At 67.6% G+C, this 25,035-nt stretch carries 26 protein-coding genes; 13 read left to right on the top strand and 13 right to left on the bottom strand.

Going from position 1 to position 25,035, the window contains the following annotated elements:
* Positions 1-230 precede the first annotated feature (230 nt).
* From ACJASC_RS14050 to glpD, 9 genes are all read right to left on the bottom strand, one after another.
* Positions 231-1,370, bottom strand: a complete 1,140-nt coding sequence (locus tag ACJASC_RS14050) for an iron-containing alcohol dehydrogenase (protein ID WP_415146560.1) — start codon at positions 1,368-1,370, stop codon at positions 231-233.
* Positions 1,367-2,848, bottom strand: coding sequence for a glycerol kinase GlpK (gene glpK / locus ACJASC_RS14045; protein WP_415146559.1), 1,482 nt, complete (start codon positions 2,846-2,848; stop codon positions 1,367-1,369). The genes ACJASC_RS14050 and glpK overlap by 4 nt, the downstream gene beginning before the upstream one ends.
* A 92-nt stretch (positions 2,849-2,940) precedes the next feature.
* On the bottom strand, positions 2,941-4,659 hold the full coding sequence (locus ACJASC_RS14040) for an ABC transporter substrate-binding protein (protein WP_021693287.1): 1,719 nt from the start codon (positions 4,657-4,659) through the stop codon (positions 2,941-2,943).
* Between the two features lie 63 nt (positions 4,660-4,722).
* On the bottom strand, positions 4,723-4,995 hold the full coding sequence (locus ACJASC_RS14035) for a DUF2160 domain-containing protein (protein WP_021693288.1): 273 nt from the start codon (positions 4,993-4,995) through the stop codon (positions 4,723-4,725).
* A 16-nt stretch (positions 4,996-5,011) separates the two neighbouring features.
* A complete protein-coding gene (locus ACJASC_RS14030) occupies positions 5,012-5,902 on the bottom strand; it encodes a carbohydrate ABC transporter permease (RefSeq protein WP_021693289.1) in 891 nt (296 codons plus the stop codon).
* The gene (locus ACJASC_RS14025; RefSeq protein WP_415146558.1) at positions 5,902-6,774 is read right to left on the bottom strand and encodes a carbohydrate ABC transporter permease; all 873 of its coding nucleotides are present in this window, start codon (positions 6,772-6,774) and stop codon (positions 5,902-5,904) included. Before ACJASC_RS14025 ends, ACJASC_RS14030 begins: the two co-directional genes overlap by 1 nt.
* Positions 6,774-7,868 carry an ABC transporter ATP-binding protein gene (locus tag ACJASC_RS14020; protein ID WP_415146557.1) on the bottom strand — a complete coding sequence of 365 codons (1,095 nt, stop codon included), beginning with the start codon at positions 7,866-7,868 and terminating at the stop codon, positions 6,774-6,776. Before ACJASC_RS14020 ends, ACJASC_RS14025 begins: the two co-directional genes overlap by 1 nt.
* Before the next feature lies 1 nt (position 7,869).
* Positions 7,870-8,958, bottom strand: coding sequence for an ABC transporter ATP-binding protein (locus ACJASC_RS14015; protein ID WP_415146556.1), 1,089 nt, complete (start codon positions 8,956-8,958; stop codon positions 7,870-7,872).
* Between the two features lie 25 nt (positions 8,959-8,983).
* Entirely contained in the window at positions 8,984-10,576 is a 1,593-nt protein-coding gene (glpD, locus tag ACJASC_RS14010; protein ID WP_415146555.1) for a glycerol-3-phosphate dehydrogenase, read from the bottom strand.
* 248 nt (positions 10,577-10,824) lie between these two features.
* Here glpD and ACJASC_RS14005 point away from each other — a divergent pair, with 248 nt between their 5' ends.
* From ACJASC_RS14005 to ACJASC_RS13945, 13 genes are all read left to right on the top strand, one after another.
* Positions 10,825-11,604: a DeoR/GlpR family DNA-binding transcription regulator gene (locus tag ACJASC_RS14005; protein WP_415146554.1), complete on the top strand. Its 780-nt coding sequence runs from the start codon at positions 10,825-10,827 to the stop codon at positions 11,602-11,604.
* 75 nt (positions 11,605-11,679) lie between these two features.
* A complete protein-coding gene (locus ACJASC_RS14000) occupies positions 11,680-12,333 on the top strand; it encodes a hypothetical protein (RefSeq protein WP_021693295.1) in 654 nt (217 codons plus the stop codon).
* Between the two features lie 149 nt (positions 12,334-12,482).
* Entirely contained in the window at positions 12,483-13,325 is an 843-nt protein-coding gene (locus tag ACJASC_RS13995; RefSeq protein WP_415146553.1) for an urease accessory protein UreD, read from the top strand.
* A 1-nt stretch (position 13,326) separates the two neighbouring features.
* Positions 13,327-13,629: an urease subunit gamma gene (locus ACJASC_RS13990; RefSeq protein ID WP_021693297.1), complete on the top strand. Its 303-nt coding sequence runs from the start codon at positions 13,327-13,329 to the stop codon at positions 13,627-13,629.
* 36 nt (positions 13,630-13,665) lie between these two features.
* On the top strand, positions 13,666-13,815 hold the full coding sequence (locus tag ACJASC_RS13985; protein WP_021693298.1) for a hypothetical protein: 150 nt from the start codon (positions 13,666-13,668) through the stop codon (positions 13,813-13,815).
* The gene (locus ACJASC_RS13980) at positions 13,812-14,117 is read left to right on the top strand and encodes an urease subunit beta (RefSeq protein ID WP_021693299.1); all 306 of its coding nucleotides are present in this window, start codon (positions 13,812-13,814) and stop codon (positions 14,115-14,117) included. Before ACJASC_RS13985 ends, ACJASC_RS13980 begins: the two co-directional genes overlap by 4 nt.
* The gene (gene ureC, locus ACJASC_RS13975) at positions 14,117-15,826 is read left to right on the top strand and encodes an urease subunit alpha (RefSeq protein WP_021693300.1); all 1,710 of its coding nucleotides are present in this window, start codon (positions 14,117-14,119) and stop codon (positions 15,824-15,826) included. Before ACJASC_RS13980 ends, ureC begins: the two co-directional genes overlap by 1 nt.
* Before the next feature lie 8 nt (positions 15,827-15,834).
* On the top strand, positions 15,835-16,305 hold the full coding sequence (locus ACJASC_RS13970) for an urease accessory protein UreE (RefSeq protein ID WP_415146552.1): 471 nt from the start codon (positions 15,835-15,837) through the stop codon (positions 16,303-16,305).
* Positions 16,280-16,936, top strand: coding sequence for an urease accessory protein UreF (locus ACJASC_RS13965; RefSeq protein WP_415146551.1), 657 nt, complete (start codon positions 16,280-16,282; stop codon positions 16,934-16,936). The genes ACJASC_RS13970 and ACJASC_RS13965 overlap by 26 nt, the downstream gene beginning before the upstream one ends.
* Entirely contained in the window at positions 16,933-17,598 is a 666-nt protein-coding gene (ureG, locus tag ACJASC_RS13960; protein ID WP_415146550.1) for an urease accessory protein UreG, read from the top strand. The genes ACJASC_RS13965 and ureG overlap by 4 nt, the downstream gene beginning before the upstream one ends.
* 26 nt (positions 17,599-17,624) lie before the next feature.
* The gene (locus ACJASC_RS13955) at positions 17,625-18,581 is read left to right on the top strand and encodes a LysR family transcriptional regulator (RefSeq protein ID WP_415146549.1); all 957 of its coding nucleotides are present in this window, start codon (positions 17,625-17,627) and stop codon (positions 18,579-18,581) included.
* A gap of 80 nt (positions 18,582-18,661) precedes the next feature.
* Positions 18,662-19,057: a hypothetical protein gene (locus ACJASC_RS13950; RefSeq protein ID WP_415146548.1), complete on the top strand. Its 396-nt coding sequence runs from the start codon at positions 18,662-18,664 to the stop codon at positions 19,055-19,057.
* A 100-nt stretch (positions 19,058-19,157) separates the two neighbouring features.
* Positions 19,158-19,820, top strand: a complete 663-nt coding sequence (locus ACJASC_RS13945; protein ID WP_415146547.1) for a trimeric intracellular cation channel family protein — start codon at positions 19,158-19,160, stop codon at positions 19,818-19,820.
* Between the two features lie 54 nt (positions 19,821-19,874).
* On the opposite strand, the gene ACJASC_RS13940 is transcribed toward ACJASC_RS13945, so the two are convergent.
* From ACJASC_RS13940 to ACJASC_RS13925, 4 genes are all read right to left on the bottom strand, one after another.
* Positions 19,875-21,311, bottom strand: a complete 1,437-nt coding sequence (locus ACJASC_RS13940) for an alanine/glycine:cation symporter family protein (RefSeq protein ID WP_415146546.1) — start codon at positions 21,309-21,311, stop codon at positions 19,875-19,877.
* A 95-nt stretch (positions 21,312-21,406) separates the two neighbouring features.
* Entirely contained in the window at positions 21,407-22,432 is a 1,026-nt protein-coding gene (locus ACJASC_RS13935) for a sodium:calcium antiporter (RefSeq protein WP_415146545.1), read from the bottom strand.
* A gap of 20 nt (positions 22,433-22,452) precedes the next feature.
* Positions 22,453-24,042 carry a coiled-coil domain-containing protein gene (locus tag ACJASC_RS13930; RefSeq protein WP_415146544.1) on the bottom strand — a complete coding sequence of 530 codons (1,590 nt, stop codon included), beginning with the start codon at positions 24,040-24,042 and terminating at the stop codon, positions 22,453-22,455.
* 115 nt (positions 24,043-24,157) lie between these two features.
* Positions 24,158-24,955 (bottom strand): sulfotransferase family protein, encoded by a 798-nt coding sequence (locus ACJASC_RS13925; protein WP_415146543.1) that lies wholly within the window; start codon positions 24,953-24,955, stop codon positions 24,158-24,160.
* Positions 24,956-25,035 lie beyond the last annotated feature (80 nt).

The raw sequence follows: 25,035 nt of genomic DNA, 5'->3' as shown, positions 1-25,035 counted from the left end.
CAGATATCATCAATGTCAAAGAGCAGTGAAGAAAACAAAAACGACAGCGCCCTAACTCGCGGCGCCCCGCCTCGTCCCCTTCGGAATTTCCCACCAACACCGCATCTCTGCGCCGCCGGTGAGGGGCTATCTAGGGATGGGGCGCGTGAGTCGCAACAGCAAAAACGCCTCTCCGGAGCAAAAAGTTCTGATTGCCCGAAAAAACAGCGATCGGGGCGGTTCGCGCGGCGCTAGAGGCTGTCGTGCAGGATCGCTTCCAGCGTGGCGACCCCAAGCGGGACAGGGTTGCCGCGCATGGAGGACGATCCGCGCGAGGCTTCGGCCAGCACGGCGATCTCGGAAGCCTCGACGCCCATTGCCGCAAGCCGGGGCAGGCCCCAGGCATCGATACGGGCTTCGAGAAGGTCGATGGGGTCGCCTATTTCGCCCAAGACCGCGCCGATCCAAGACGCGACCTCGTGGTGACGGGTCAGGTCGCCCCCCTCCCCCGCCACGGCCCGCGCGTTGGTGCGCAAAACACCGGGCAGGAGCCGCCCGCAAAGCGCGCCATGCGGTGCCCCGGTCGCTCCACCCAGCACGCCTGCGAAGCCATGCACCGCGCCCAGCCCCGCATTGGCCAGCGCTAGCCCGCCGAACAGGCTGCTGAGCGCCAGATCGTCGCGCGCGGCCTCCTCCTCGTGCTGTATCAGGCATGACAGGGCCTTCAGCCCGCGCGGGATCGCATCGCGGCACAGCGCGTCGGTGAAGGGGGTGGCGCGACACGAGAGATAGGGCTCGATGACCTGCGTCACCGCGTCGAGCCCGGAGGCCAGCGTCACGCCGCGCGGCGCACAATCGGTGAGCGCGGGATCGACGATCGCCAGGTCGGCGAGCATCCGGTCATCGCGCAGGCTGACCTTGCGGCCATGGCTGGGCACGCCGATCACGGCGTTCTTGGTGACTTCGGCGCCGGTGCCGGCGGTGGTCGGCAGGGCGATGAAGGGCAACGGGGCCACGTCGAGCGGACGCCCCTCCCCCACCACCTCGAGATAGGTCATCGCCGGGTGCGGCGCCGGGATCAGCGCCGCGGCCGCCTTGCCCATGTCGATCGCCGAGCCGCCGCCCAAGGCCACCACGACATCGACCCGACGCTCTCGGCCCCGCGCCACCACGGCGTCGAGATCATCGAGCAGCGGCTCGCCGATCTGACGGATCTCCTCGACCTCGGCCCCGAGCGCTCGCAGTTCGGCGGCGAGGCGGTCGGCGGCCGCGTGACTGCCACGCAGCAAGAGCACGCGGCCTCCGTGGGCGCGGATCGCGGGGGCTGCCTCGGAGGCGCGGCCGCGTCCGAACACCACGCGCCCCGCGGTGAGGATGTCGAAGCCGGTCATACCGAGCGCGTCGCGGCCACCGCGCGACGCCAAGCGTCGTAGCCCGCCTCGCGCGCGGCCTCGTCCATCGCGGGGCTGAAGCTGCGCTCCAGCTTCCAGCCCGCCGCGAAGCCCTCCATGTCGGGATAGATCCCCGCCTTCATTCCGGCGAGCCATGCGACGCCCAGCGCCGTGGTCTCGGTGATCTCGGGGCGATCGACGGGAGCGCCGGTGATGTCGGCGAGGAACTGCATGGTCCAGTCGCTGGCGCTCATGCCGCCGTCCACTCGCAAGGTCGCGGCGTCGCCTTCGCCCTGCCAGTCGGCGCGCATCGCCTCCAAAAGATCGCGGGTCTGGTAGCCGACGCTTTCCAGCGCGGCGCGCGCCATTTCGCGCGGGCCGGTGTTGCGGGTCAGGCCGAACACCGCGCCGCGGCAGTCGGGATCCCAATAGGGGGCGCCCAGGCCCGTGAAGGCGGGGACCATGATAACACGCTGCTGCGGGTCCGCTCCCTCGGCCAGCCCTTGGGTCTCGGACGCCTTTTCGATCAGGCCGAGCCCGTCGCGCAGCCATTGCACCACCGCGCCCGCGATAAAGATCGAGCCTTCGAGCGCGTAGGTCGGCTTGCCGTCGAGTTGGTAGGCCACGGTGGTCAGCAGCCGGTGGGTCGAACGCACAGGCGTCTCGCCGGTGTTCATCAAGGCAAAGCAGCCGGTGCCATAGGTGGATTTCAGCATGCCGGGCGCGAAACAGGCCTGGCCCAGCGTCGCCGCCTGCTGGTCGCCCGCCACGCCGAGGATCGGGACGGGCGCGCCGAGCAGTTCGGTCGTGCCGAAATCGGCGGCGCAGTCGCGCACCTCGGGCAGCATCTCCATGGGAATGTCGAGCATGCCGCAGATGGTGCTGCTCCAGCGCCCTTCATGGATGTCGTAGAGCATGGTGCGGCAGGCATTTGTGGCGTCGGTGGCGTGCACGCGGCCGCCGGTGAGGTTCCAGATCAGCCACGTGTCCACGGTGCCGAACATGAGTTCGCCCCGGCGCGCCCGGTCGCGCGCGCCCTCGACGTGATCGAGGATCCATTTGAGCTTGGTGCCCGAGAAATAGGGGTCGATGATCAGCCCGGTCTTGGCGGTCACCGCCTCCTCCTCGCCCCGCTCGCGCCAGTCGCGGCAGAAGGCGGCGGTGCGGCGGTCCTGCCAGACGATGGCGTTGTGGATCGGGCGGCCGGTCTCGCGCTCCCACACCAGCGTGGTCTCGCGCTGGTTGGTGATGCCGATGCCGGCGATATCGGTAGCGGCGATGCCGGTGGTCTCCAGCACCTCGCGGCAGACCTTGAGCGTGCAGTCCCACAGGTCGGCGGGGGCGTGCTCGACCCAGCCGCTGTCGGGGTAGTGCTGCGGGAACTCCTCCTGCGCCAGACCGACGATCTTCATCTGCGCATCGAAGAGGATGGCGCGGCTCGAGGTGGTGCCCTGATCGATGGCGAGGATGTGGGTCATCGGATGCTCGTGTCTTGGAAAAGGGCGCGCCACGAAGGGGGAGGCTTCGCGGCGCGAATACCGGGGCCCGAGGGCCCCGGCGGTTCACAGGCTCACTGCCAGGACTTGATCAGCTCTTCGTAGCCGATGGTCTGGGGCTCCTCGTCCTCGTTCTCCAGCTTGGGCTTGGGCGCGCCGGGCTGGTCGAGCCAGTATTGCGGGTCCTGCTCCTCGTTCATGACGGGGCCGAGATCGCCCTGAATGCCAGCCCGCTCGAGCCGCTCGAGCACCTGTTCCTGCTGCTCGCAAAGGCTGTCGAGGGCCTCCTGCGCGGATTTGGCGCCGGAGGAGGCGTCGCCGATGTTCTGCCACCACAGCTGCGCCAGCTTGGGATAGTCGGGGATGTTGGTGCCGGTGGGCGACCAGCGCACCCGGTCGGGCGAGCGATAGAACTCGACGAGACCACCCAAGGCGGGCGCGCGCTCCGAGAAGCTGTCGTGCTGGATCGTCGACTCGCGGATGAAGGTCAGGCCAGCATGCGACTTCTCGACGTCCACGGTCTGCGAGGTGACAAACTGCGCATAGAGCCACGCCGCCTTGGCCTCGTCGACGGGGGTGCTGTCGAGAAGGGTCCACGACCCCACGTCCTGATAGCCGACCTTCATGCCCTCTTCCCAATAGGCCCCGTGCGGGCTGGGCGCGAGGCGCCACTTGGGCGAGCCGTCCTCGTTCACGACCGGGATGCCCTCTTCGACCAGCGACGGCACGAAGGTGGTGTACATGAACATCTGCTGGGCGATCTCGCCCTGCGCCGGCACCGGGCCGGATTCGGAGAAGGTCATGCCGGCGGCGGCGGGCGGCGCATAGGCCTTGAGCCAGTCGACGTATTTCTCGATCGCATAGACGGCCGCGGGCGAGTTGGTCGCACCGCCGCGCGCCACGCAGGAGCCGACGGGCTGGCTGTTCTCGTTGACGCGCACGCCCCATTCGTCGACCGGCAGGCCGTTGGGCTCGCCCTTGTCGCCCATCCCGGCCATCGACATCCACGCATCGGTAAAGCGCCAACCGAGGCTCGGGTCCTTCTTGCCGTAATCCATGTGGCCGAAGACCTCGCCCTCGACGCCCATATGGCTCAGGTCGCGACCGGTGAAGAACTCGGCGATGTCCTCATAGGCCGACCAGTTGACCGGCACGCCGAGCGGATAGCCGTACTCGGCCTCGAAATCCGACATGTTCTTCTCGTCGGTAAACCAGTCCTGCCGGAACCAGTAAAGGTTCGCGAATTGCTGGTCAGGCAGCTGGTACAGTTCGCCATCCGGGCCGGTGGTGAATTGCAGCCCGATGAAATCGTCGAGGTTCAGGGTCGGGCTGGTGACGTCCGCGCCCTCGTTCGCCATCCAGTCGGTCAGGCTGCGCGCCTGCTGATAGCGCCAATGCGTGCCGATCAGGTCGCTGTCGTTGACATAGGCGTCGTAGATGTTCTCGCCCGACTGCATCTGCGTCTGCAGTTTCTCGACCACATCGCCTTCGCCAATCAGGTCGTGGGTGACCTCGATCCCGGTGATCGCGGTGAAGGCCGGGGCCAGCACGGTGGCCTCGTATTCATGCGTCGGGATGGTTTCGGAGACCACGTTGATCGACATGCCCGAGAACGGCTCGGCGGCGTCGACGAACCATTGCATCTCGGCTTCCTGCTCCTCGCGGCTGAGGGCCGAACGCTCGATCGTGTCATCGAGGAACTGGCGCGCGGCCTCCATGTCGGCCATGGCGGGCCCCGCCAGCAGCCCGAGCGCGAGGCCCAGCGCGGTGGTGGATTTCAAAAGCGGGTTCATATGGTTTCCTCCCATTTATCGAACCGACGCCGTCCTCCCCGAACGGCGCTTCTTAAAAGCTCGTCAGACCCAGCGGAACACCGCCGCGGCATAGACGAGACAGACCAGCATCGCCCAGGGCTGGGCCGCATCGACCAGACCCAACCAGGCGAGATTGATGAAGGCGGAGCCCAGAAGCGTGATGAAGAGCCGGTCGCCGCGCGTCGTTTCGATCCCCAGCACGCCGGTGCGCGGCGTCTCGGGATAGCGAATCGCCAGCACCGTGAAGATCATCAGAAGCAGCGCGATCGTGCCAAAGAAGATCGCCGTCGGGACCGTCCATGCCATCCATGCCATGTCGTCTCTCCCTCTCTCAGACGCGGCCGAGGGCAAAGCCCTTGGCGATGTAGTTGCGCACGAACCAGATCACGAGTGCGCCGGGCAGGATCGTCAGCACCCCCGCCGCCGCCAGCACGCCCCAGTCGAGGCCGGAGGCCGAGACGGTGCGGGTCATCGTCGCCGCGATCGGCTTGGCATCGACGCTCGTCAGGGTACGCGACAAGAGCAGCTCCACCCATGAGAACATGAAGCAGAAGAACGCCGCCACCCCAATGCCGCTCGCGATCAACGGCATGAAGATCTTCACGAAGAACTTGGGAAAGGAATAGCCGTCGATATAGGCGGTCTCGTCAATCTCGCGCGGCACGCCGCGCATGAAGCCTTCGAGAATCCAGACCGCCAGCGGCACGTTGAACAGCGTATGGGCCAGTGCCACCGCGATATGCGTATCGAACAGCCCCACGGAGGAGTAGAGTTGGAAGAAGGGCAGCGCGAAGACCGCGGGCGGCGCCATGCGGTTCGTCAGCAGCCAGAAGAACAGGTGCTTGTCGCCCATGAAGCTGTAGCGCGAAAAGGCGTAGGCCGCGGGCAGCGCCACTGCAATCGAGATGGCGGTGTTCATCGTCACGTAGATGATCGAGTTGACGTAGCCCATGTACCATGACGGATCGGTCAGGATCTTCTCGTAATTGGCCAGTGTCAGGTTGCGCGGCCACATCGAAAAGCCCGAAAGGATCTCGGCATTGGTCTTCAGGCTCATGTTCAGGAGCCAGTAGATCGGCAGCATCAGAAACAGCAGGTAGAGCGCCATTACGATCACCGAGCCATTGGGCCGGAACCGGCGGCGGCTGCGGGCGCGCGGCTCGGCGGCGCTGACGTCGCCGGGGATCGAGGCCGCGCCGGGGGCGGAGGTCGCGTCGGTCATCAGACACCATCCCTTTTGTCGAGGTTGGTCATGACGGTGTAGAACACCCATGAGATCAGCAGGATGACGAGGAAGTACATCAGGCTGAACGCCGCCGCCGGGCCGAGGTCGAACTGCCCCAACGCCATCTTCACGAGGTCGATGGACAGGAAGGTGGTGGCGTTGCCCGGGCCGCCGCCGGTGACGACGAAGGGCTCGGTGTAGATCATGAAGCTGTCCATGAACCTGAGCAGGATCGCGATCATCAGCACGCCCGCCATCTTCGGCAGCTCGATGAACCGAAACACCTTCCAGCGCGAGGCCTGGTCGATCTTGGCGGCCTGATAATAGGCGTCGGGAATCGATTGCAGCCCAGCATAGGCCAAGAGCGCCACCAGCGAGGTCCAGTGCCAGACATCCATGACGATGACCGTGGCCCAGGCGTCGATCACGTTCTGAGTGTAGTTGTAGTTCACGCCGAGCTTGGCCAGCGTGTAGCCCAGAAGGCCGATATCGACCCGACCGAAGATCTGCCAGATCGTGCCGACCACGTTCCACGGGATCAGCAGCGGCAGCGACATCAGCACGAGGCAGAACGAGGCCCAGAAGCCCTTCTTGGGCATGTTGAGCGCGACGAAGATGCCCAGCGGCACCTCGATCGCGAGGATGATGCCCGAAAAGACGAGCTGGCGGCCCAGAGCGTTCCACATCCGCTCGCTTTTGAGCATGTCGCGGAACCAGTCGAGCCCGGCCCAGAAGAAGACGTTGTTGCCGAAGGTGTCCTGCACGGAATAGTTCACCACGGTCATCAGCGGGATCACCGCCGAAAAACCGACAAGGATCAGCACCGGCAGGACGAGAAACCAAGCCTTCTGGTTGACGGTCTTGTTCATCACGCGGCCCTCCCCTGCGCGGTCCCCGGCGCGACGCGCCACTCGTCGGCATAGACGTTGATCGCCTCTGCATCGAAGCTCACCCTGTCGGCCCCCGCCGGCACCGGCGTCCCCTCATCGAGGATCGCGTTGGCCGTCGTGCCGCCGACATCGAGCCGGACGATCTTGTGACGGCCCACATCCTCAACCCGGGTGATGCGCGCGGGCAGCCCCTCGCCGCCCGCATGCAGCCGGACGAATTCGGGCCGCACACCGATCTGCACCTGCCCCGCCACGGGGGCGTAGCTGTCGCCCAGCGGCACCGACACGCCCTGCACGATGGCGCTGGCCCCCGACACCTCGGCCTCGAACAGGTTCATGCCGGGCGAGCCGATGAAGAAGCCGACGAAAGTGTGTGCGGGCCGCTCGAACAGCTCCTGCGGCGTGCCGATCTGCACTACGCGCCCGTCATACATCACCACCACCTTGTCGGCGAAGGTCAGCGCCTCGGTCTGATCGTGGGTGACATAGATCATCGTGTGGCCGAAGTCGTGATGCAGCTGCTTGAGCTGGGTGCGCAGCTCCCACTTCATATGCGGGTCGATCACGGTCAGCGGCTCGTCGAACAGAAGCGCGTTCACGTCCTCGCGCACCATGCCGCGGCCCAGGGAAATCTTCTGCTTGGCGTCGGCGGTCAGCCCGCGCGCCTTGCGCTTGAGCTGGTCCTCCATACCGATCATCGCGGCGATGGAGTTGACCCGCTCGGCGATGTATTTCGGATCGGCCCCGCGGTTCTTGAGCGGAAAGGCGAGGTTATCGCCAACGCTCATCGTGTCGTAGACCACCGGGAACTGGAACACCTGCGCGATGTTGCGCTCGGCCGTCGGCGCGTCGGTCACGTCGCGCCCGTCGAAGAGGATGCGGCCCCGGCTCGGGCGCAGCAGCCCCGAGATGATGTTGAGCAGCGTGGACTTGCCACAGCCCGAAGAGCCCAAGAGCGCGTAAGCCTCGCCGTCGACCCAGTCGTGGTTGAGCTCCTTGAGCGCCCAGTCGTCGTCGGATTTCGGATGTTTCAGGTAGGAATGCGCGAGATTGTCGAGCGTGATCTTGGCCATGTCAGGCGGCCTCCACATAAGCGGCGGGGGCGACGAGCGTGCCGTCCTCGGCGAAGACATAGACATGCGCCGGATCGAGATAGGCGGTGAGCGCCTGCCCGGGACGCAGGTTGCGCACGCCGTGGATCAGCCCGACCCAGCGGGTGCCGTGATGGTCGAGATGCACAAAGGTCTCGGAGCCGGTGATCTCGGTCACCGCGAGCCGGGTTTCGAACGCGATGTCGCCGGGAGCGCCGCGCTCCAACTCCATGTGGTTGGGGCGAAAGCCCCCCTGATAGCGCCCGTCGCGCAAGGCCCCCAGCGCGCCCGCGGCCGGCACCTCGCGGCCGCCGTCAAGATGCAGGCCGTTCCCGCGCTTCTCGAAGGGCAGGAAGTTCATCGGCGGATCGGAAAAGACCCGCGCGGTGGTCGCGTCCACCGGGTGACGATAGACCCGCGGCGTCTCGCCGAACTGCGTCACCCTGCCCTCCCAGAGCGTGGCGACATGGCCGCCCAGAAGCAGCGCCTCCTCGGGCTCGGTGGTGGCATAAACGAAGATCGAGCCCGCTTCCTCGAAGATCCGGGGGATCTCGGCGCGCAGCTCCTCGCGCAGCTTGTAGTCGAGATTGGCCAGCGGCTCGTCCAAGAGCACCAGACCGGCATCCTTGACCAACGCGCGGGCCAGAGCGCAGCGCTGCTGCTGGCCGCCCGACAGTTCCAGCGGCTTGCGGTCGAGAAGCGGGGTGAGCTTCATCATCTCGGCCGATTTGCGCACGGCGGCGTCGATCTCGGGTTTCGACTTGCCCGAGATCCGCATCGGCGAGGCGATGTTGTCGTAGACCGTCATCGACGGGTAGTTGATGAACTGCTGGTAGACCATCGCCACCTTGCGGTCCTGCACCCGCTGGCCGGTCACGTCCTCGCCGTTCCACAGGATGCGGCCCGTGGAGGGCTGATCGAGCCCCGCCATCAGCCGCATCAACGAGGTCTTGCCCGACAGGGTCGGGCCCAAGAGCACGTTCATCGTGCCGTTTTGCAACGTGAGGTCGGTGCGGTGGATATGGGTTTGCCCCTCCACCCGCTTCGACACGCCCTCCAGCGTCAGTGTCATTCTCGTCCTCCCCGGTCGCGCGGCCTCAGCCGTGCCGCGCGGCCCTCTCTCCCTGCATCCAGTCCTCCAGCGCCGCCGCCTGATCTCCCGTCAGGCGAAGCCCCAGCTTCGATCTTCTCCACAGCACGTCATCCGCGCTGCGAGCGTATTCCTTTTCGACGAGCCATGCGACCTCGGCCTCGGTCAGCGTCGCGCCGAAATCGCGGCCCATATCCTCCGGGCGCTTTGCATCGCCGAGGATGAGCCGCGCCTCGGTGCCGTAGGCGCGCACCAGCCGCCGCGCCCAGCGCCGGTCGAGGAACGGATAATCCGCCTCCAGACCCGCGATCAGCGCCTCGACCCCGTCCACCGGGAAATCGCCGCCGGGCAGTGCGACGCCCGCCGTCCAATGACCCTTCTTGGTCTCGAAGAAGGGCGCGATCTTCTCCATCGCGCTCTCGGCAAGGCGGCGATAGGTGGTGATCTTTCCGCCAAAGACGTTGAGCACCGGCGCGCCACCTGTCGCGTTGACCTTGAGCGTGTAGTCCCGCGTCGCCGCCGTGGCCGAACTGGCCCCGTCATCATAGAGCGGACGCACCCCCGAATAGGTCCAGACGATGTCGTCGCGCGTCACCTCGCGTTCGAAATAGCGACTTGCGAAGCGGCACAGATACTCCTGCTCCTCGGGAGTGCAGACAGCTGGTTCCGACGGATCGGGGTGGTCGGCATCGGTGGTGCCGATCAACGTGAAATCGGTCTCGTAGGGGATCGCGAAGATGATCCGCCCGTCGGTGCCCTGAAAGAAATAGCACTTGTCGTGGTCATAGAGCCGCTCGGTGACGATGTGGCTGCCGCGCACGAGGCGCACGCCTTCGCGCGTCTCCACATCGATCGCGCCCTTGAGCAGCTTGCCGACCCACGGGCCACCCGCATTGACCAGCATCCGGGCACGGTGCGTGCGCCGCGCGCCGGTTTCGCGATCCTCGACCTCGACGGCCCAGAGATCGCCCTCCCGCGCGGCGTGCAGCACGCGGGTCCGCGTCATGATCCGCGCGCCGCGCGCCTCGGCGTCGCGGGCGTTGAGCACGACAAGACGCGAATCCTCGACCCAGCAGTCGGAATATTCGTAGGCCGTCTCGAATTTGGGATCGAGCGGCGCACCCGCCGGGTCGCGCTGCAGATCGAGCGTGCTGGTGCCGGGCAGGATCTTCCGCCCGCCCAGATGGTCGTACATGAACAGCCCCAGCCGGATCAGCCAGGCCGGGCGGCGGCCCCGCATCCAAGGCATCACCGTGCCCAGCAGCTTCGAGGTCGGCGTGTCGCTCTCGAACCGCATGCTGGGATGATAGGGCAGCACGAAGCGCATCGGCCACGAGATATGCGGCATGGCGCGCAGCAGCGTCTCGCGCTCGATCAGCGCTTCCCGCACCAGCCGGAACTCGAAATATTCGAGGTAGCGCAGCCCGCCATGGAACAGCTTGGTCGAAGAGGAGGAGGTCGCCTGCGCCAAATCGTCCATCTCGGCCAGCACCACCGACAGACCGCGTCCGGCGGCGTCGCGTGCGATGCCGCAGCCATTGATGCCGCCGCCGATCACGAAAAGATCCGAGACCGGCTCCGATGCCTGAGATGACGACACGTGGACCCTCCCGCCCGGTGTTCGGTTCAACGGCGAGACTGCATCTTCGAGCCGCGTCTGGCAAGTGCAATTTTTCGTTTTCGTTCGCTTTTCGCAGGCGCCCCGCCTTGGACGGAGCCTTACCACACGAAGGATTCGGGTGCGCCGGTTCCGGAGACGCGACCTCCAAGGGTGTCGCAATTCCGCGATTCCGTTGCATTCCGCACAATACCGCGCATTATGGAACATTCACGAGGGGAACCGCGCCGATGTCACAGAGCTTTCGCCAACCCGAGATCCTCGAGATCGCGCGCCGCGAGGGGCGCGTCACCGTCGAGGGGCTGGCCGAGCATTTCAACGTCACGCTGCAGACGATCCGCCGCGACCTGACCGATCTGGCCGAGGCAGGACGGCTCGACCGGGTGCATGGCGGCGCGGTGCTGCCATCGGGCACCGTCAATATCGGCTACGAGCACCGCCGAAGCCTCAACCCCGGCCCTAAATCCGCGATCGCCGCCGCCTGCGCCGCCGATATCTCGGACAACGCCTCCATCTTCCTCAACATCGGCACCTCGACCGAGGCCGTGGCCCGCGCGCTCTTGCGCCATCGCGGGCTGATGGTGGTGACAAACAACATCAACGTGGCCCATATTCTCGCCGAAAACGCCGAGGCGCAGGTGATCGTCACCGGTGGCACGCTCAGGCGTTCGGATGGCGGGCTGGTGGGTGCGCTCACGACTCAGACGATCCAGCAGTTCAGGTTCGATCTCGCGGTGATCGGCTGCTCCGCCCTCGACGAGAGTGGCGACCTGCTCGACTTCGACATCGAGGAGGTCGGCGTGAACCAGAGCCTTCTGGGCCGCTCGCGCCGCACGGTGCTGGTGGCCGATCGCTCCAAGTTCTCGCGCACGGCGCCTGCGCGCATCGCCTCGCTGCGCGAAATCGACGCCTTCTACACCGATGCGCCGCCGCCCGCCGCGCTGGCGCAGCGCTGCGCCGACTGGGGCACGCGGATCGTCATCGCCCCCGCCGATCCGGCCGCGAACTGATCGGTCCCGCACTGGCACATCGGCGCACCAGCCCCTAGATGGGGCCGGTGTTCCAGACCCGCGCCCGGAGGCTCCATGCAATCCGCCCTGCCCAGACTGGCCTTTCGGCTGGTGCTGATCGTCCTGCTGATCGCGGGAAATCTGTGGCTGGCGCTATGGTTGCGCGATTTCGCCGCCGAGATGGCCGCGCAGGGCCGGATCGAACTGTTCGGCGCCACCGTGGCCGGGCTGCTGCTGCTCTATGCGCTGGTGCTGGCGATCCCCTTCGTGCCGGGGGCCGAGATCGGTTTGGCGCTGCTGATGACGCATGGGGCCTCCGCCGCGCCTTTTGTCTGGGGCGCGACGGTTCTGGGGCTGAGCTTTGCCTACGGGGCGGGCCTCGCCCTGTCGGGACCCCGCATCTGCGCGGCGCTGGAGCGGCACGGTTTTGCCCGCGCGGCGGCGACGCTGGGCCGGTTGCGGGAAACCGACCCCGAAACCCGGATACGGCGGCTTGAGGACAGCGTGCCGCGCTGGGCGCGGGCCTGGGTGCTGCGGCGGCGTCACCTTCTGCTGGCGCTGCTGATCAATCTGCCGGGCAATTCGCTGATCGGCGGCGGTGGCGGCATCCTGCTCGCCGCTGGGCTAAGTCGTCTGTTCCGGCCCCTGCCGCTGCTGCTCACCCTCGGGCTTGCCACTGCCCCTGTGCCACTTCTGGTAATGATCATCGGGCCGGGCATCCTCGGCTGATACACCAGCGCCTCATTATCGCGCATTCGCTGCCTTGGAGTGAGGTGTTTTCGGGCGATTGACGAAACGACCGGCATGCTCTGCCTGCAAAAGTGGCCACGGCGCGCCCGTCGCGCCAAACCTTCCGGCAAACCGCCGCCGGAGACCCCATGCTGCAGCAGTTGCCCCGCCCTGCTCCCGACATCGCGCCGTCCGGGCCGCCCCGCGCGCGCGGCCTGCTGCGGATCACCGCCGAGGTGGATGCGACGGGCGCCGCGCGGCTTGGGCTGCTGCGGCAGGAGGGGGCGCTCAGGGCGCTGTTCCCCCGCCTGCCGAACCGGGTCGAGGCGGTCGTTCTCAACACCTCCGGCGGGGCGACGGGCGGCGACCGGCTGCGCATCGAGGCCGAGGCCGGGCCGGGCGCGCATCTGCGCCTCACCACCCAGGCCGCCGAGCGCGCCTACCGGGCCACGGGCAGCGTTCCGGCGCGGATTCGCAACCACCTCCGCGTGGCCACAGGCGCCCGGCTCGACTGGCTGCCGCAGGAGACGATCCTGTTCGAGGGCTGCCATCTCGACCGCCGCCTCACGCTCGACCTCGCCCCCGGCGGCCGGGCGCTGATCGTGGAGCCGGTGATCTTCGGCCGCGTGCTGATGGGCGAGAGCCTGCGTGATGCGCGGTTTCGCGACCGGGTCGAGATCTGCCGCGACGGCGTGCCGCTCTATCTCGACGCGCTCTCCTTCTCAGGTGATGTGACGGCCCACCTCGCCCGCCCGGCGGTGGCCAATGGTGCCGCCGCGATGGCGAGCGTGATCCTCGCCGCCCCCGAGGCCGAGAGCCACCTCGCGCCCTTGCGCGCCGCCCTGCCCGCCGCCGCCGGGGCCACGCTTCTGGCCCCCGATCTTCTCGTTCTGCGACTGCTTGCCGCCGACGGGTTCGATCTGCGCGCGGCACTGCTGCCCGTGCTCGACCGGCTCACCAGCGGCACGCTTCCCGCCTCATGGAGACTGTGACATGAACCTCACCCCCCGCGAAAAGGACAAGCTGCTGGTGTCCATGGCCGCCGAGGTGGCCCGCCGCCGCCTCGCCCGCGGGGTCAAGCTCAACCATCCCGAAGCGATCGCGCTGATCACCGACGCGGTGGTCGAGGGCGCGCGCGACGGGCGCTCGGTCGCCGACATGATGCAGGCCGGGGCCGAGGTGATCACCCGCGCGCAATGCATGGAGGGCGTGCCCGAGATGATCGCCGAGGTGCAGGTCGAGGCGACCTTTCCCGACGGGACCAAGCTCGTCACCGTGCATGACCCAATCCGCTGACCAGACCCCCGGCCCGATCCGCCGAAAGGACGACAGATGACCCGCATTCTCTTCGCCACCCCGCTTGTCCTTCCCGCCCCGGCGCTGGCCCATGCGGGTTCTGCGCATCAGCACGCGGGCTGGGCCGGGCCGCTCCTCGGCCTCGCACTGCTCGCCGCCGCGATCCTGCGGGGTCTGCGCGCATGATCCCCGGAGAGCTGATGCCGCGAGACGGCGAGATCGAGCTGAACGCAGGATCCGAGGCGATCACCCTGATGGTCGCCAACACCGGCGACCGGCCCGTGCAGGTCGGCAGCCATTTCCACTTTGCCGAAGCCAATCCCGGCCTCGATTTCGACCGCAACGCCGCGCATGGCCGCCGCCTCGACATCGCCAGCGGCACGGCGGTACGCTTCGAGCCGGGCCAGCGCCGCGAGGTGCGGCTGATCGAGATCGGTGGCGACCGGCGGATCTTCGGCTTTCAGGGCAACGTGATGGGAGACCTCTGATGGCCACGCGCATTCCCCGCGGCGACTATGCCAACATGTACGGCCCCACCACCGGCGACCGGCTGCGCCTTGCCGACACCGACCTCGTGATCGAGGTCGAGCGCGACCTCACGACCTATGGAGAGGAGGTGAAGTTCGGCGGTGGCAAGACGATCCGCGACGGCATGGGCCAGAGCCAGCGGACGCGCGCCGAAGGCGCGGTCGACACGCTGATCACCAACGCGCTGATCCTCGACCACACCGGCATCTACAAGGCCGATGTCGGCCTGCGCGACGGGCGCATCCACGCCATCGGCAAGGCGGGCAACCCCGACACCCAGCCCGGCGTCGACATCGTGGCAGGCCCCGGCACCGAGGTGATCGCGGGCGAGGGGCGCATCCTGACGGCGGGCGGCATGGACAGCCATATCCACTACATCTGCCCGCAGCAGATCGAGGAGGCCTTGGCCTCGGGCGTCACCACCATGCTCGGCGGCGGCACCGGGCCCGCGCATGGCACGCTCGCCACCACCTGCACGCCGGGGCCGTGGCACATGACCCGGATGCTGCAATCGGCCGATGCCTTCCCGATGAACCTCGCCTTCGCGGGCAAGGGCAACGCGAGCCTGCCCGGCGCGCTGCACGAGCAGATCCTCGCGGGCGCCTGCGCGCTCAAGCTGCATGAGGATTGGGGCACGACCCCTGCCGCCATCGACTGTTGCCTAAGGGTGGCCGACGAGACCGGCGTGCAGGTGATGATCCACACCGACACGCTGAACGAGGCGGGCTTCGTGGAGAACACGGTGAAGGCCATCGCCGGGCGCACCATCCACGCCTTTCACACCGAGGGCGCGGGCGGCGGCCACGCGCCCGACATCATCAAGATCTGCGGCGAGATGTCGGTCCTGCCCGCCTCGACCAACCCCACGCGCCCCTTCACCGTCAACACGGTCGAGGAGCATCTCGACATGTTGATGGTCTGCCACCACCTCGACAAGCGGGTGCCCGAGGACATCGCCTTTGCCGAGAGCCGGATCCGGCGCGAGACCATCGCCGCCGAGGACATTCTGCACGACATGGGCGCCTTCTCGATCATCGCAAGCGACAGCCAGGCGATGGGCCGCGTCGGTGAGGTGCTGATCCGCACATGGCAGACCGCCGACAAGATGAAGCGCCAGCGCGGGCGTCTGGCGGAAGAGACCGGCGAGAACGACAACTTCCGCGCCCGCCGCTATATCGCGAAATACACCATCAACCCGGCGCTGGCGCATGGTCTGGCGCGCGAGATCGGCTCGATCGAGCCGGGCAAGCGCGCGGATCTGGTGCTGTGGCATCCCGCCTTCTTCGGGGTGAAGCCCGAGATGGTGCTCTTGGGTGGTCAGATCGTAATGGCGCAGATGGGCGATCCCAACGCCTCGATCCCGACGCCGCAGCCGGTGCATCTGCGCCCGATGTTTGGCGCCTATGGCCGCGCAGTGGAACATGCGGGCGTCACCTTCGTGTCCAAGGCGGCGCAGGAGGACGGGCTGCGCGACAAGATCGGCCTCGCCAAGCAGACGGTGGCGATCGAGGACACGCGACACGTCACCAAGCGCGACCTGAAGCTCAACGACGCGCTGCCCAGCGTCGAGGTGCACCCCGAGACCTACGAAGTGCGCGCCGACGGCGTGCTGCTCACCTGCGAGCCTGCCGAGGTGCTGCCGATGGCACAGCGCTACTTCCTGTTCTGAGGATAACCATGATCGATCTTCCCACTGCCCGGCACTTGCACCGCAAGGGTGACTGGTCCGGCCCCGCCGAGACCTGCGCGCTCGATTACGAGGGCCGTTTTTTGCGCCGCAAGCGGCTGGAAACGGCATCGGGCCGTCCCTTCCTCGTCGATCTCGCGCAGACCACATCGCTCGACGCAGGCGATGCGCTGGAACTGTCGGACGGCAGCCACGTCGCGATCGAGGCCGCGCCAGAGCCACTGACCGAGGCGCGCGGCGACCTCGTCCGTCTCGCTTGGCATGTCGGCAACCGCCACACCCCCTGCGAGATCCGTCCTGATTGCCTCGTGATCCGCCGCGACCACGTGATCGCGCATATGCTGGCGCATCTGGGCGCGGAGTTGCGCGACGTGACCAGGCCCTTCACGCCCGAGGGCGGGGCCTATGGCCATGGCCGCACCCATGCCCACGACCATGTCGCCACCGCTCATGCTCACTGATCATCAGGCCCTGATGCTGATGCGCTGGCTGTCGCCGGGCTACCCGGTCGGGGCCTTCGCCTATTCGCACGGGCTGGAGCAGGCCATCGCCGAAGAAAACGTGCGGGATCGCGCCACGCTCGAGGACTGGCTGCGGGACACGTTGGAGCATGGCGCAGGCCGCAACGACGCGCTGCTGCTCGTTGCGGCCTATCGCGACCCGGACGACACCGCACGGACCGACGCCGCCGCCCGCGCCTTTGCCGCGAGCCGCGAAAGGGTGATCGAGACCGAGCGGCAGGGCGCGGCCTTCGCGCGCACCGAGGCCATCGTCTTGGGCGGCCCGGATGCGCCGCTGAGCTATCCTGTCGCCATCGGCGCGGCAGCGGCGCGCCATGTGTTGCCGCTACGGCCCACTTGCGCGCTCTACCTCCAAGCCTTCGCCGCCAATCTCGTCACGGCGGCGCAACGCCTGATGCCGCTGGGCCAGACCGAAGGCCAAAGACTGCAATCCGCCCTCGCGCCCCCCTGCGCCCGCATCGCCGAGGAGACCGAGCACGGCACGCTCGACGATCTCTCCTCCACGACCTTCATGGGTGACATCGCGTCGATGCGCCACGAGACCCTGCAACCGAGGATATTCGCCACATGAGCACGACCTCCATGAACGGCCCCCTGCGCATCGGCATCGGCGGCCCCGTCGGCGCTGGAAAGACGACGCTCACTGCCGCTCTGGCCCGCGCCCTTGCGCCCGATCACTCCATCGGCGTCATCACCAATGACATCTACACCCAAGAGGACGCCGAGGCCCTGATGCGGATGCAGATCCTGCCCGGCGACCGGGTGATCGGCGTTGAAACGGGCGGCTGCCCGCACACCGCGATCCGCGAGGATGCAAGCCTCAACCTCGCCGCCGTGGCGGAACTCGAACGGCGGCATCCAGGGGTCGAGGTGGTGCTGATCGAATCGGGCGGCGACAATCTCTCGGCGACCTTCTCGCCCGAACTGGCGGACGTCACCGTCTATGTCATCGACGTGGCCGCAGGCGAGGAGATCCCGCGCAAGGGCGGTCCCGCCATCACCCGGTCGGATCTTCTGGTCATCAACAAGACCGACCTTGCGCCGCATGTCGGCGCCTCGCTCGAGGTGATGGAGCGCGACGCAGCCCGGATGCGCGCAGGCCGGCCCTTCACCTTCTGCGCGCTGCGCCATGGGGGCGGCATAGACGAGGTGCTAGGTCACCTGCGCCGGATGGGCGGCCTTGCGGCCCCGGACGCGGCGCCCGCTCTGGCACCAAGCGCCGCGGCAGGGTAACGAGGAGCGGCAGCGACGGAGCCCCCTTGGCCTATCTCGACAACATCCGCACCTTCGTCCGGGTCTACGAGCTGGGCTCGATGTCTGCCGCCGGGCGCGACATGCGGATCTCGGCCGCCGTCGCCTCGGCCCGCATAGGTCAGCTCGAGACGCATCTGGGCGTGCGCCTGTTCCAGCGCACCACCCGCAGCCTCGCCCCCACCGAGCAGGGCCGCAGCTTCTATGATGGCGCGCGCGCGGTGCTCGAAAAGGTCGAGGAGGCCGAGGCGCTGGTCTCGGAAATCACCGAGACCCCGCGCGGCACGATCCATGTCGCGGCGCCTCTGGGGGTGGGCCGGCGGCTGATCGCGCCGCTGCTTCCTGGCTTCGCGCAGGCCTATCCACGCATCGATCTGCGGCTGCGGCTGTCGGACCGGATGATCGATCTGGCCGCCGAGGCGATCGATCTGCGGTTCTTCCTCGGCCATCCCGCCGACAGCGATCTGACGATCCGCCAGATCGCGACCTGCGCGCGCGTGCTCTGCGCGGCACCGGCCTATATCGACCGGCACGGCGCACCCCGCGATGGCAACGATCTGGTGGCGGCGGGGCATGACTGCCTCAACCTGCGCTTTCCCGGCGCCACGGAGTTCCGCTGGACGCTGAGGACACCGCAAGGCCCCCGGCCCTATCCGGTCAGGGGCCGCCTCGAATGCGACGATGGCGACGTGCTGACCGCTTGGGCGCTCGAAGGGGCGGGCATCGCGATGAAACCGGTGTTCGAGATCGCGGAGCATCTCGCGGCCGGGCGTCTCGTCCCGGTCTGCGCCGCGACGCCGCCGCTGCCGGTACAGATGGCCTGCCTCTTCACGCATCGGCGGCTGCAGGACCCCAAGATCCGCATCTTCATGGAACATGTCTCGGGTCGCGTGGCGAGCGCCGTCGCTGCCGCCGAGGCGAAGGCAACCGAGGACGCAGCGGAACAATCGGCAGGAAATTGCTGACGGCTCGTCTTTTCGGGAACCGCTTCTGATCCTTTTGGGCGACTCTGTTATATCGGAGGGAGAGCCAGAGGAGATCGCCCTTGTTCGCAGCCGTCCAGTCCGTGCAGGCCCCGGAACGTCCCGTCAGCCCTTCCGAAACCGGTCCACTCGTGCGCACCGCCATCCTGCTGGCCCGCGTCTGGGAGCTGCGCGACGCACAGATGGTGGCGATTCTGGGCGGCATGCAGCCCGAAAGCTGGCGTCGCTGGTGCGCGGGACAGGTCGAGATCGTCGATCGCGAACGCCTGCGCCGCATGGCACTGCTTCGTGATATCCATATCGCCACCCGCCCGGCCTGTGTCGGTCTCGGTGCTGCCGACTGGATCCGCGCGCGTCAGCGCCAGCTTGGCGATCGCAGCCCGCTGCAGCTGATGATGTCCGGCCGGGTCGAGGATCTGGTACGGCTGCGCGACAGCTACGCCTCCATCGCCGCCTGATCTCTCCGAGGGGGCGTTCCCCCGGCGGGATCGTTCCGGTTGACAGATCCGCGCCGACGGATAGGAGGGCGCTCTCGCCCCACCGCCGGAGCTCCCCGCCATGGACCTGCCCCTCGCGCCGTTTCTCGCGGCGCTCGATCTCATCGCAGCCGTCTCCTTCGCCGCGACCGGCGCGCTGGTCGCCTCGCGCAAGGAACTCGACATCCTCGGCTTCGTCTGGTTCGGGGTCATCACCGGCGTCGGCGGTGGCACGCTGCGCGACCTGCTGCTCGGGCTGCCTGTGTTCTGGGTCGAGGATCCGACCACCGTGCTGGTCTGCATCGCCACCGCTATCGCGGTGCATTTCGCGGCGCATCTGATCGAATACCGTTACCGCTACATCCTGTGGCTCGACGCCTTCGGCATGGCGCTGGTGAGCGTGGTAGGCACGCTCAAGGCGCTCGATGCGGGGGCCGGGGTCACGGTGGCGATCGCCATGGGCGTGATCACCGCCAATGTCGGCGGCATCATCCGTGACACGCTGGGCCAAGAGCCCTCGGTGATCCTGCGCCGCGAGATCTATGTCGCGGCCTCGATGCTGGGCGCGGCGGCCTGCGCGGCGCTCGAAGTCGCGGGGGCGGGTCGCGAGGCGGCGGCGCTGGCGGGCTTCGGCGCGGCCTTCGTGCTGCGGATGCTGGCGCTCTGGCGGGGCTGGTCGATGCCCGCCTACAAATCGCGTCCGGGCCGTGAGAATCCGCCCACCGGGTTCGAAACCGATACCTGACGTGAAAAGGGGGGCCACGAAGCCCCCCCTGTCTTGTCGTCTGGCGTGCGACCCTCAGCCCAGGGGCCGGGTCAGCGCCGGGTTGGCCCATGCCCCGCGGTCGATGTCGAGATCGGCATAGTCCGCGATCTCCAGCACCGGCTCCACCGCGCCCGCGCGCAGCTGGCGGCGGTAGTCGTCCAGAAGCCGCAGCCCGACCGGGAACAGCATCGCCAGCGCCAGCAGGTTGACCAGCGCCAAAAGCCCCATCAGCGGGTCCGAGAAGAAGAACACGGCCGTTGCACCCGGGGCCGCCGCGCCGAGGAACACCACCAGCGGCACCGCGAGACGCAGCAGAAGCCGGGCGATCCTGGTGTCCGAGAGGACCGAAAGCGCCGTCTCGCCGAGGTAGTAGTTGTAGATGATCGAGGAGAAGGCGAAGAGCAGCACCGCGCCGGTCAGGAAGTACTGCGACCAAGCGCCCAGATGATCGACGAGGCTCTGCTGCGTCAACGCGACGCCGTCCACCTCGGTGGCACCGGGCACGTAGACATCGCCCAGAAGGATCACCATCGCGGTGCAGGTGCAGATGATGATGGTGTCGATGAACACCGACAGCGACTGCACGATGCCTTGGCTGATCGGGTGCGGCACCGCCGCCGCCGCTGCCACGTTCGGAGCCGAGCCGAGGCCCGCCTCGTTCGAGAAGAGGCCGCGCCGCATGCCTTGGGCCACCGCCGCGCCGACACCGCCGCCGACCGCTTCCTCGAGGCCCACCGCGTTAGCCACGATGGTCCACAGCGCCGCCGGAACCTCCGTGATGTTGAGCACGATCACGGCCAGAGCGAGCACGATATAGCCCAGTGCCATCACCGGGATCACCACGTCCGAGACCTGCGCGATCCGTTTGATGCCGCCGAACACGATGATCAGCGTGACGAGAGCAAGCCCCGCGCCGACCCAGATCGGATCTAGCCCGAGGCTGTCCTGCGCCGCCACGGCGACGGTGTTGCCCTGAAACGCCGAGAAGCCGAGGCCGAAGGAGGCCAGCAGGCAGACCGCGTAGAGCATCGCGAGCCAGGTGAACCGCTCACCCAGACCGTGAATGATGTATTGCGCCGGACCACCGCGGAAGGTGCCGTCATCCTCGCTGCGCTTGTAGAGTTGCGCCAGCGCGCATTCGAACAGAGAGGTCGCCATGCCGATGAACGCAACGACCCACATCCAGAACACCGCGCCCGGCCCGCCCAGCGTGATCGCCACGGCGACACCCGCGATGTTGCCGCCGCCGACGCGGCCGCCGATGGACACGAGCAGCGCCTCGCGCGAGGACACGCCACCGGCGCGATTGCCGCCCTCGGACAGCACGCCCCACATGCGCCCGAAATAGCGCAGCTGAACGAAGCCCGACATCAGGGTGAAGGTCCCGCCGAAAACAACGAGGAAGGGGATCAGCGCCCACCCCCAGGTGGCGTCTCCGATCCAGCCGAATAGTGTCTGCAACTGTGTCATGCGGTCCTGTCTCCCCTGTCACACCCGATAAGCACGGTGCGGCTCTGTGGCGCGTTTGCGCAAGCGGCGCAACGCAATGTTCCAATATGACCGCGTCAAAGAAGCACCAACACCACGGACCCCACATAGAGGCCAAGCACCAGAACGCTCTCGAAGCCGATCCGCACCGGTCCGGTCTTCTGTCGCCGCAGCATTCCCAGAAGCAGCACACCGGTCATCAGCATGGCGATGAGCGCCGTGGACCGGTCGGCCGGGCCAATTGCCGCGTAGATCGACCCGTCATCGAAGAAATCCGCCGCCGACAGGAACATCACCTCGAAGGCGTTGCCGCCGATCACATCGCCTACGGCGAGACTGACCGCGCCGATCCGCACCGCCGCGATGGCGGTGACCAGCTCGGGCAAAGAATTGGCGACACCGGCAAAGACCGTGCCCACCGCGCTCTCGCCCATGCCGGTGATCTCCACGAGCGCGAGGCTCGCCTCGCCGATCACCCAGCCCGCTACCGCCGTCACCCCCGCATAGAGTGCGAAGCGCAGCCACAGGCCGGTGTCGGACTTGCCGCCCTCGCGGTCGGGCTCAGAGACCTCCTCGCGCGTCTCGTCGGTCTCGACAGGATGCCACATCGGGGCCTCATGCATCTGGGCAAGCAGGCGCAGGCCCAGAGCGTAACCCACCGGGATCAGCAGCGAGGCGGGATGCACGCCCCAGAAGGTGATCTGCGGTTCGGCGGAAGCGATGAGCGGGATCGACAGCAGCGCCACCAGTAGCACGCCTTGCGCGAGGCCGGTGACAGAGGCGGCGGCATGTTCGAGATTGGCGCGACGGTAGAACAGGTCGGCCACGGCGATGAAGGCGGTCTGTGCGGTGAGCCCGCCCAGCGCGTTGCCGACGGCAAGACCCGAGGCTCCCTGTGCTGCGGTCGAGATCGAGGTGATGGCGCCGGGCAGCGAGGTCGCCGCGCCGACGAAGAGCGCCCCGGCAACGACCTCGCCCATACCGGTGCGATCGGCCAAGGCGTCGGCCACATGCGCAAGGCGCACGCCCGCCAGGGCAATGGCCGCCGCCGCCATCACGAAGATGCCGGCAACGGCCCCGAGCGAGAGGCCACCCAGATCCATCTAGAGGACGGGCGTGACCATCATTCGGCGGCGATGAACTCGCGGCCCTCGAACAGGGCGCAGGAGCCGTCGCTGTCGCCGATGGCGAAACCGGAGCCGCTATCGGAAATGTCGCAACGCATCGGGAAGATCGCCGACCCCGTGTCGCCCTGCGCTTGGTCGAGCGTCAGAATGCCATTGGCGACCGTGTAGACGCCGTTGACCCGGCCCAGCTGATCGCTGCCCGCCATGGAAAAGCGGCCATCCTGCGAGAACTTCACCGCGATGGGGCCAAGGGTATAAAGGCCTGGTTCGATGGCATTGGCTGGGGCGACTGCCTCTTCGGTATCGCTGTTGGCCGGGGCCACGGCAGGACCGGCAGGCGCTGCGTTCGCCTGCTCGCCGAGAGCGGGGTCGGAGACGTCGATCGAAGGTGCGGCGGCCACGGGAGCAGACGCTTCGGCGGCATCCGAGCCAATGTCGCCAGCCTCGGAGGCTTGAGCCGGTTGCGTGGCTTCGGTCTCTGTCTGTGCATCCTCCTGCGGCAGCTCGGTCACCTGCGGACGCGCCTGCGCACCGGCTTCGGCGGCGGTCGGCACGACGGGGGCGGCGGTTTCCTCCTGAGCGACGTCCTCCTGAGCGATGGGGGCCTCTGCCTCGGCCTGAGCGTCAGGAGCGGTCGCCTCGTCGCGAGTCGCTTCGTCCTGCGGCAGGTCCGTCACCTGCGGGCGTACGACAGGGGTCGACGCGATGCCCTGCCGCGACGATGCGGCGGCAATGCGGCTTTCGATCTGCGCCAGTTCCTCGGCCCGCATGGCGAGGTTCTGCGCCAGCCGCGCCACTTCCTGCTGCAGCAGCTGCTGCTGGTCGCGCGCGGCCTCGACGTCGCCGCTCAAAGCCTGCTGCTCTTCGCTGAGCTGAGCCACCTCGGTTTCAAGCCCGTCGCGGCGTTCGGTCAGCTCGGCAACGCGTGCCTCCGCCTCGGCCACCTGCTTTTCCAAGGTCGTGTTCTGGGCCCGCAACTCACCGAGCTCGGTTTCGGCCTGCGAGACCTGTTCGGTCAGGTCGGCAGCTTCGGCGCTCAGCGTCGCGATGAGCTGGCGCAGCTCGGCCTCCTCATTGCGGGCCTGCTCCAGACGCTCGGTTACCTCGTTCAGCTCGGCGGCGGAGGCTTCGGCCTGCGCCTGCGCGTCGGCCCGGCGGCTCTCGATGCTGTCAAGCTCCGAGCGCAGCGGTGCGAGCTGCTCCTCAAGAGCCTGCGTCCGCGCCTGTGCCTGACCGAGATCGGCTTCGGCCGTGGCGATCTGACCGGACAGCTCCTGCAGCCGCGCTTCGGCAGGAGCGATCTCCGCCTCGATGGTGGCGCGGCGGTTCTCGAGCTCCTGCTCCTCGACGCGCATCTGATCGAACTCCGCGCGCAGCGCCTCGATGCTGCCCATGGTCTCGGTCTGGATCGCCACCTGATCCTCAAGCTCGACGACCCGGACCTGCGTCTCTTCGAGATCGCCGCCGATCGAGGCGCGGGCGATGAGCAGCCACAGAACTAGGATCCAGCCGATCACCGCGGCGGCCACCGCGATCCAGAATTGTGACGTCTTGGGCCGCTTCGCGGGTCCGGCTGTATCGGTCATGTCGTGAAATCTCCCCTCGTGGCGCGTCGCGCGCACCGCATTCTTGTCGCCAAGAGGCAACCTAGGCAAGCGCGACAGGTTCCAGACCCGGCGCAGATTTTCTCAAGCATCCCCGTCATCGGGAGGGGGGCCAGATCGCGGCCACCGCCTCGCGCACCCGCCGCAAGGGATGCGTCACGGCCACTTCCGACAAGGGCAGGACCGCCCCGTCTGGGCCATAGCCCAACGCTGCCATCGCCTCCCGCGCCCCCTCGGGACAGGGCATCCTTGCGCGCAGGTCATAATCGGCAGTGCCGTCGCGTACGGCTTCCAGTGCATCCTTCTGCCCCTCCCCCGGCCTGTCGCAAAACGCCGCGAGCGCCTGCCGCGCCGCGCCGGGATCTGCCACGAGGTCCTCGTAGCGCAGGATCAGCCGGGCATGCAGCCTTCGGGCATCCATCAGCGCCAGCCGGTAGGCCTGCCCCCAATGCGCCACCAGATCTGCTTCGCCCAGATTGCTCCACTTCTCGGTCGCGCGCGCCACCGCCAGCGGATGCCGCGTGACGATGACGAATTGCGACAGCGGAAAGAGCTGCTGGTAGAGACGGCTACGCAGCAGGTTCACTGGCGATTTCTCGACCCGCCACGGGGTCGGGGGGAACCACGGGTCCCAATCCGCCTCGATCCGTTCGCGCACGTCGAGCCGGTCATAAGGCCCGCCGTCGACGAGATGCTGATCGGGATCGAAGGCAAAGCGTCCCGGCGCCCCGGACTGGGCGTCATGCGGGATCGCGCCTTGCAGGTAGACGCCTTCATTTTCTGGAACGGGCGCATTCCAGATCGCACCGATACCATCGATCGAGGCCGCGATCCGTGTGGCCAGCGACGTGCCCGACCGATGCAACCCACCGATGAAAAGATAACGATGGCGCATGGTTGCGTTGTCCTCGGGCGGGCTGATCACATGCACCTAGTGCGTTTGGCCGAAAAATCCCGCCTGGGTACGCACCGGAA

Source organism: Limimaricola cinnabarinus (genome assembly GCF_047631075.1).
In the GTDB taxonomy this organism is placed as follows: Bacteria; Pseudomonadota; Alphaproteobacteria; order Rhodobacterales; family Rhodobacteraceae; genus Limimaricola; species Limimaricola cinnabarinus.
This window is presented reverse-complemented; position numbering and strand designations above follow the sequence as displayed.

What these genes read in the sequence shown, in the direction of transcription:
- ACJASC_RS14050 (WP_415146560.1), bottom strand. Translation starts at nt 1,370, where the DNA reads ATGACCGGCTTCGACATCCTCACCGCGGGGCGCGTGGTGTTCGGACGC.
- ACJASC_RS14000 (WP_021693295.1), top strand. Translation starts at nt 11,680, where the DNA reads ATGCAATCCGCCCTGCCCAGACTGGCCTTTCGGCTGGTGCTGATCGTC.
- ACJASC_RS13965 (WP_415146551.1), top strand. Translation starts at nt 16,280, where the DNA reads ATGTCGCCACCGCTCATGCTCACTGATCATCAGGCCCTGATGCTGATG.
- ACJASC_RS13985 (WP_021693298.1), top strand. Translation starts at nt 13,666, where the DNA reads ATGACCCGCATTCTCTTCGCCACCCCGCTTGTCCTTCCCGCCCCGGCG.
- ACJASC_RS13930 (WP_415146544.1), bottom strand. Translation starts at nt 24,042, where the DNA reads ATGACCGATACAGCCGGACCCGCGAAGCGGCCCAAGACGTCACAATTC.
- ACJASC_RS13970 (WP_415146552.1), top strand. Translation starts at nt 15,835, where the DNA reads ATGATCGATCTTCCCACTGCCCGGCACTTGCACCGCAAGGGTGACTGG.
- ACJASC_RS13935 (WP_415146545.1), bottom strand. Translation starts at nt 22,432, where the DNA reads ATGGATCTGGGTGGCCTCTCGCTCGGGGCCGTTGCCGGCATCTTCGTG.
- ACJASC_RS14040 (WP_021693287.1), bottom strand. Translation starts at nt 4,659, where the DNA reads ATGAACCCGCTTTTGAAATCCACCACCGCGCTGGGCCTCGCGCTCGGG.
- ureC (WP_021693300.1), top strand. Translation starts at nt 14,117, where the DNA reads ATGGCCACGCGCATTCCCCGCGGCGACTATGCCAACATGTACGGCCCC.
- ACJASC_RS13925 (WP_415146543.1), bottom strand. Translation starts at nt 24,955, where the DNA reads ATGCGCCATCGTTATCTTTTCATCGGTGGGTTGCATCGGTCGGGCACG.
- ACJASC_RS13980 (WP_021693299.1), top strand. Translation starts at nt 13,812, where the DNA reads ATGATCCCCGGAGAGCTGATGCCGCGAGACGGCGAGATCGAGCTGAAC.
- ACJASC_RS14015 (WP_415146556.1), bottom strand. Translation starts at nt 8,958, where the DNA reads ATGACACTGACGCTGGAGGGCGTGTCGAAGCGGGTGGAGGGGCAAACC.
- ACJASC_RS14025 (WP_415146558.1), bottom strand. Translation starts at nt 6,774, where the DNA reads ATGAACAAGACCGTCAACCAGAAGGCTTGGTTTCTCGTCCTGCCGGTG.
- ACJASC_RS14005 (WP_415146554.1), top strand. Translation starts at nt 10,825, where the DNA reads ATGTCACAGAGCTTTCGCCAACCCGAGATCCTCGAGATCGCGCGCCGC.
- ACJASC_RS13990 (WP_021693297.1), top strand. Translation starts at nt 13,327, where the DNA reads ATGAACCTCACCCCCCGCGAAAAGGACAAGCTGCTGGTGTCCATGGCC.
- ACJASC_RS14035 (WP_021693288.1), bottom strand. Translation starts at nt 4,995, where the DNA reads ATGGCATGGATGGCATGGACGGTCCCGACGGCGATCTTCTTTGGCACG.
- ACJASC_RS14020 (WP_415146557.1), bottom strand. Translation starts at nt 7,868, where the DNA reads ATGGCCAAGATCACGCTCGACAATCTCGCGCATTCCTACCTGAAACAT.
- ACJASC_RS13940 (WP_415146546.1), bottom strand. Translation starts at nt 21,311, where the DNA reads ATGACACAGTTGCAGACACTATTCGGCTGGATCGGAGACGCCACCTGG.
- glpK (WP_415146559.1), bottom strand. Translation starts at nt 2,848, where the DNA reads ATGACCCACATCCTCGCCATCGATCAGGGCACCACCTCGAGCCGCGCC.
- ACJASC_RS13995 (WP_415146553.1), top strand. Translation starts at nt 12,483, where the DNA reads ATGCTGCAGCAGTTGCCCCGCCCTGCTCCCGACATCGCGCCGTCCGGG.
- ACJASC_RS13945 (WP_415146547.1), top strand. Translation starts at nt 19,158, where the DNA reads ATGGACCTGCCCCTCGCGCCGTTTCTCGCGGCGCTCGATCTCATCGCA.
- ACJASC_RS14030 (WP_021693289.1), bottom strand. Translation starts at nt 5,902, where the DNA reads ATGACCGACGCGACCTCCGCCCCCGGCGCGGCCTCGATCCCCGGCGAC.
- ureG (WP_415146550.1), top strand. Translation starts at nt 16,933, where the DNA reads ATGAGCACGACCTCCATGAACGGCCCCCTGCGCATCGGCATCGGCGGC.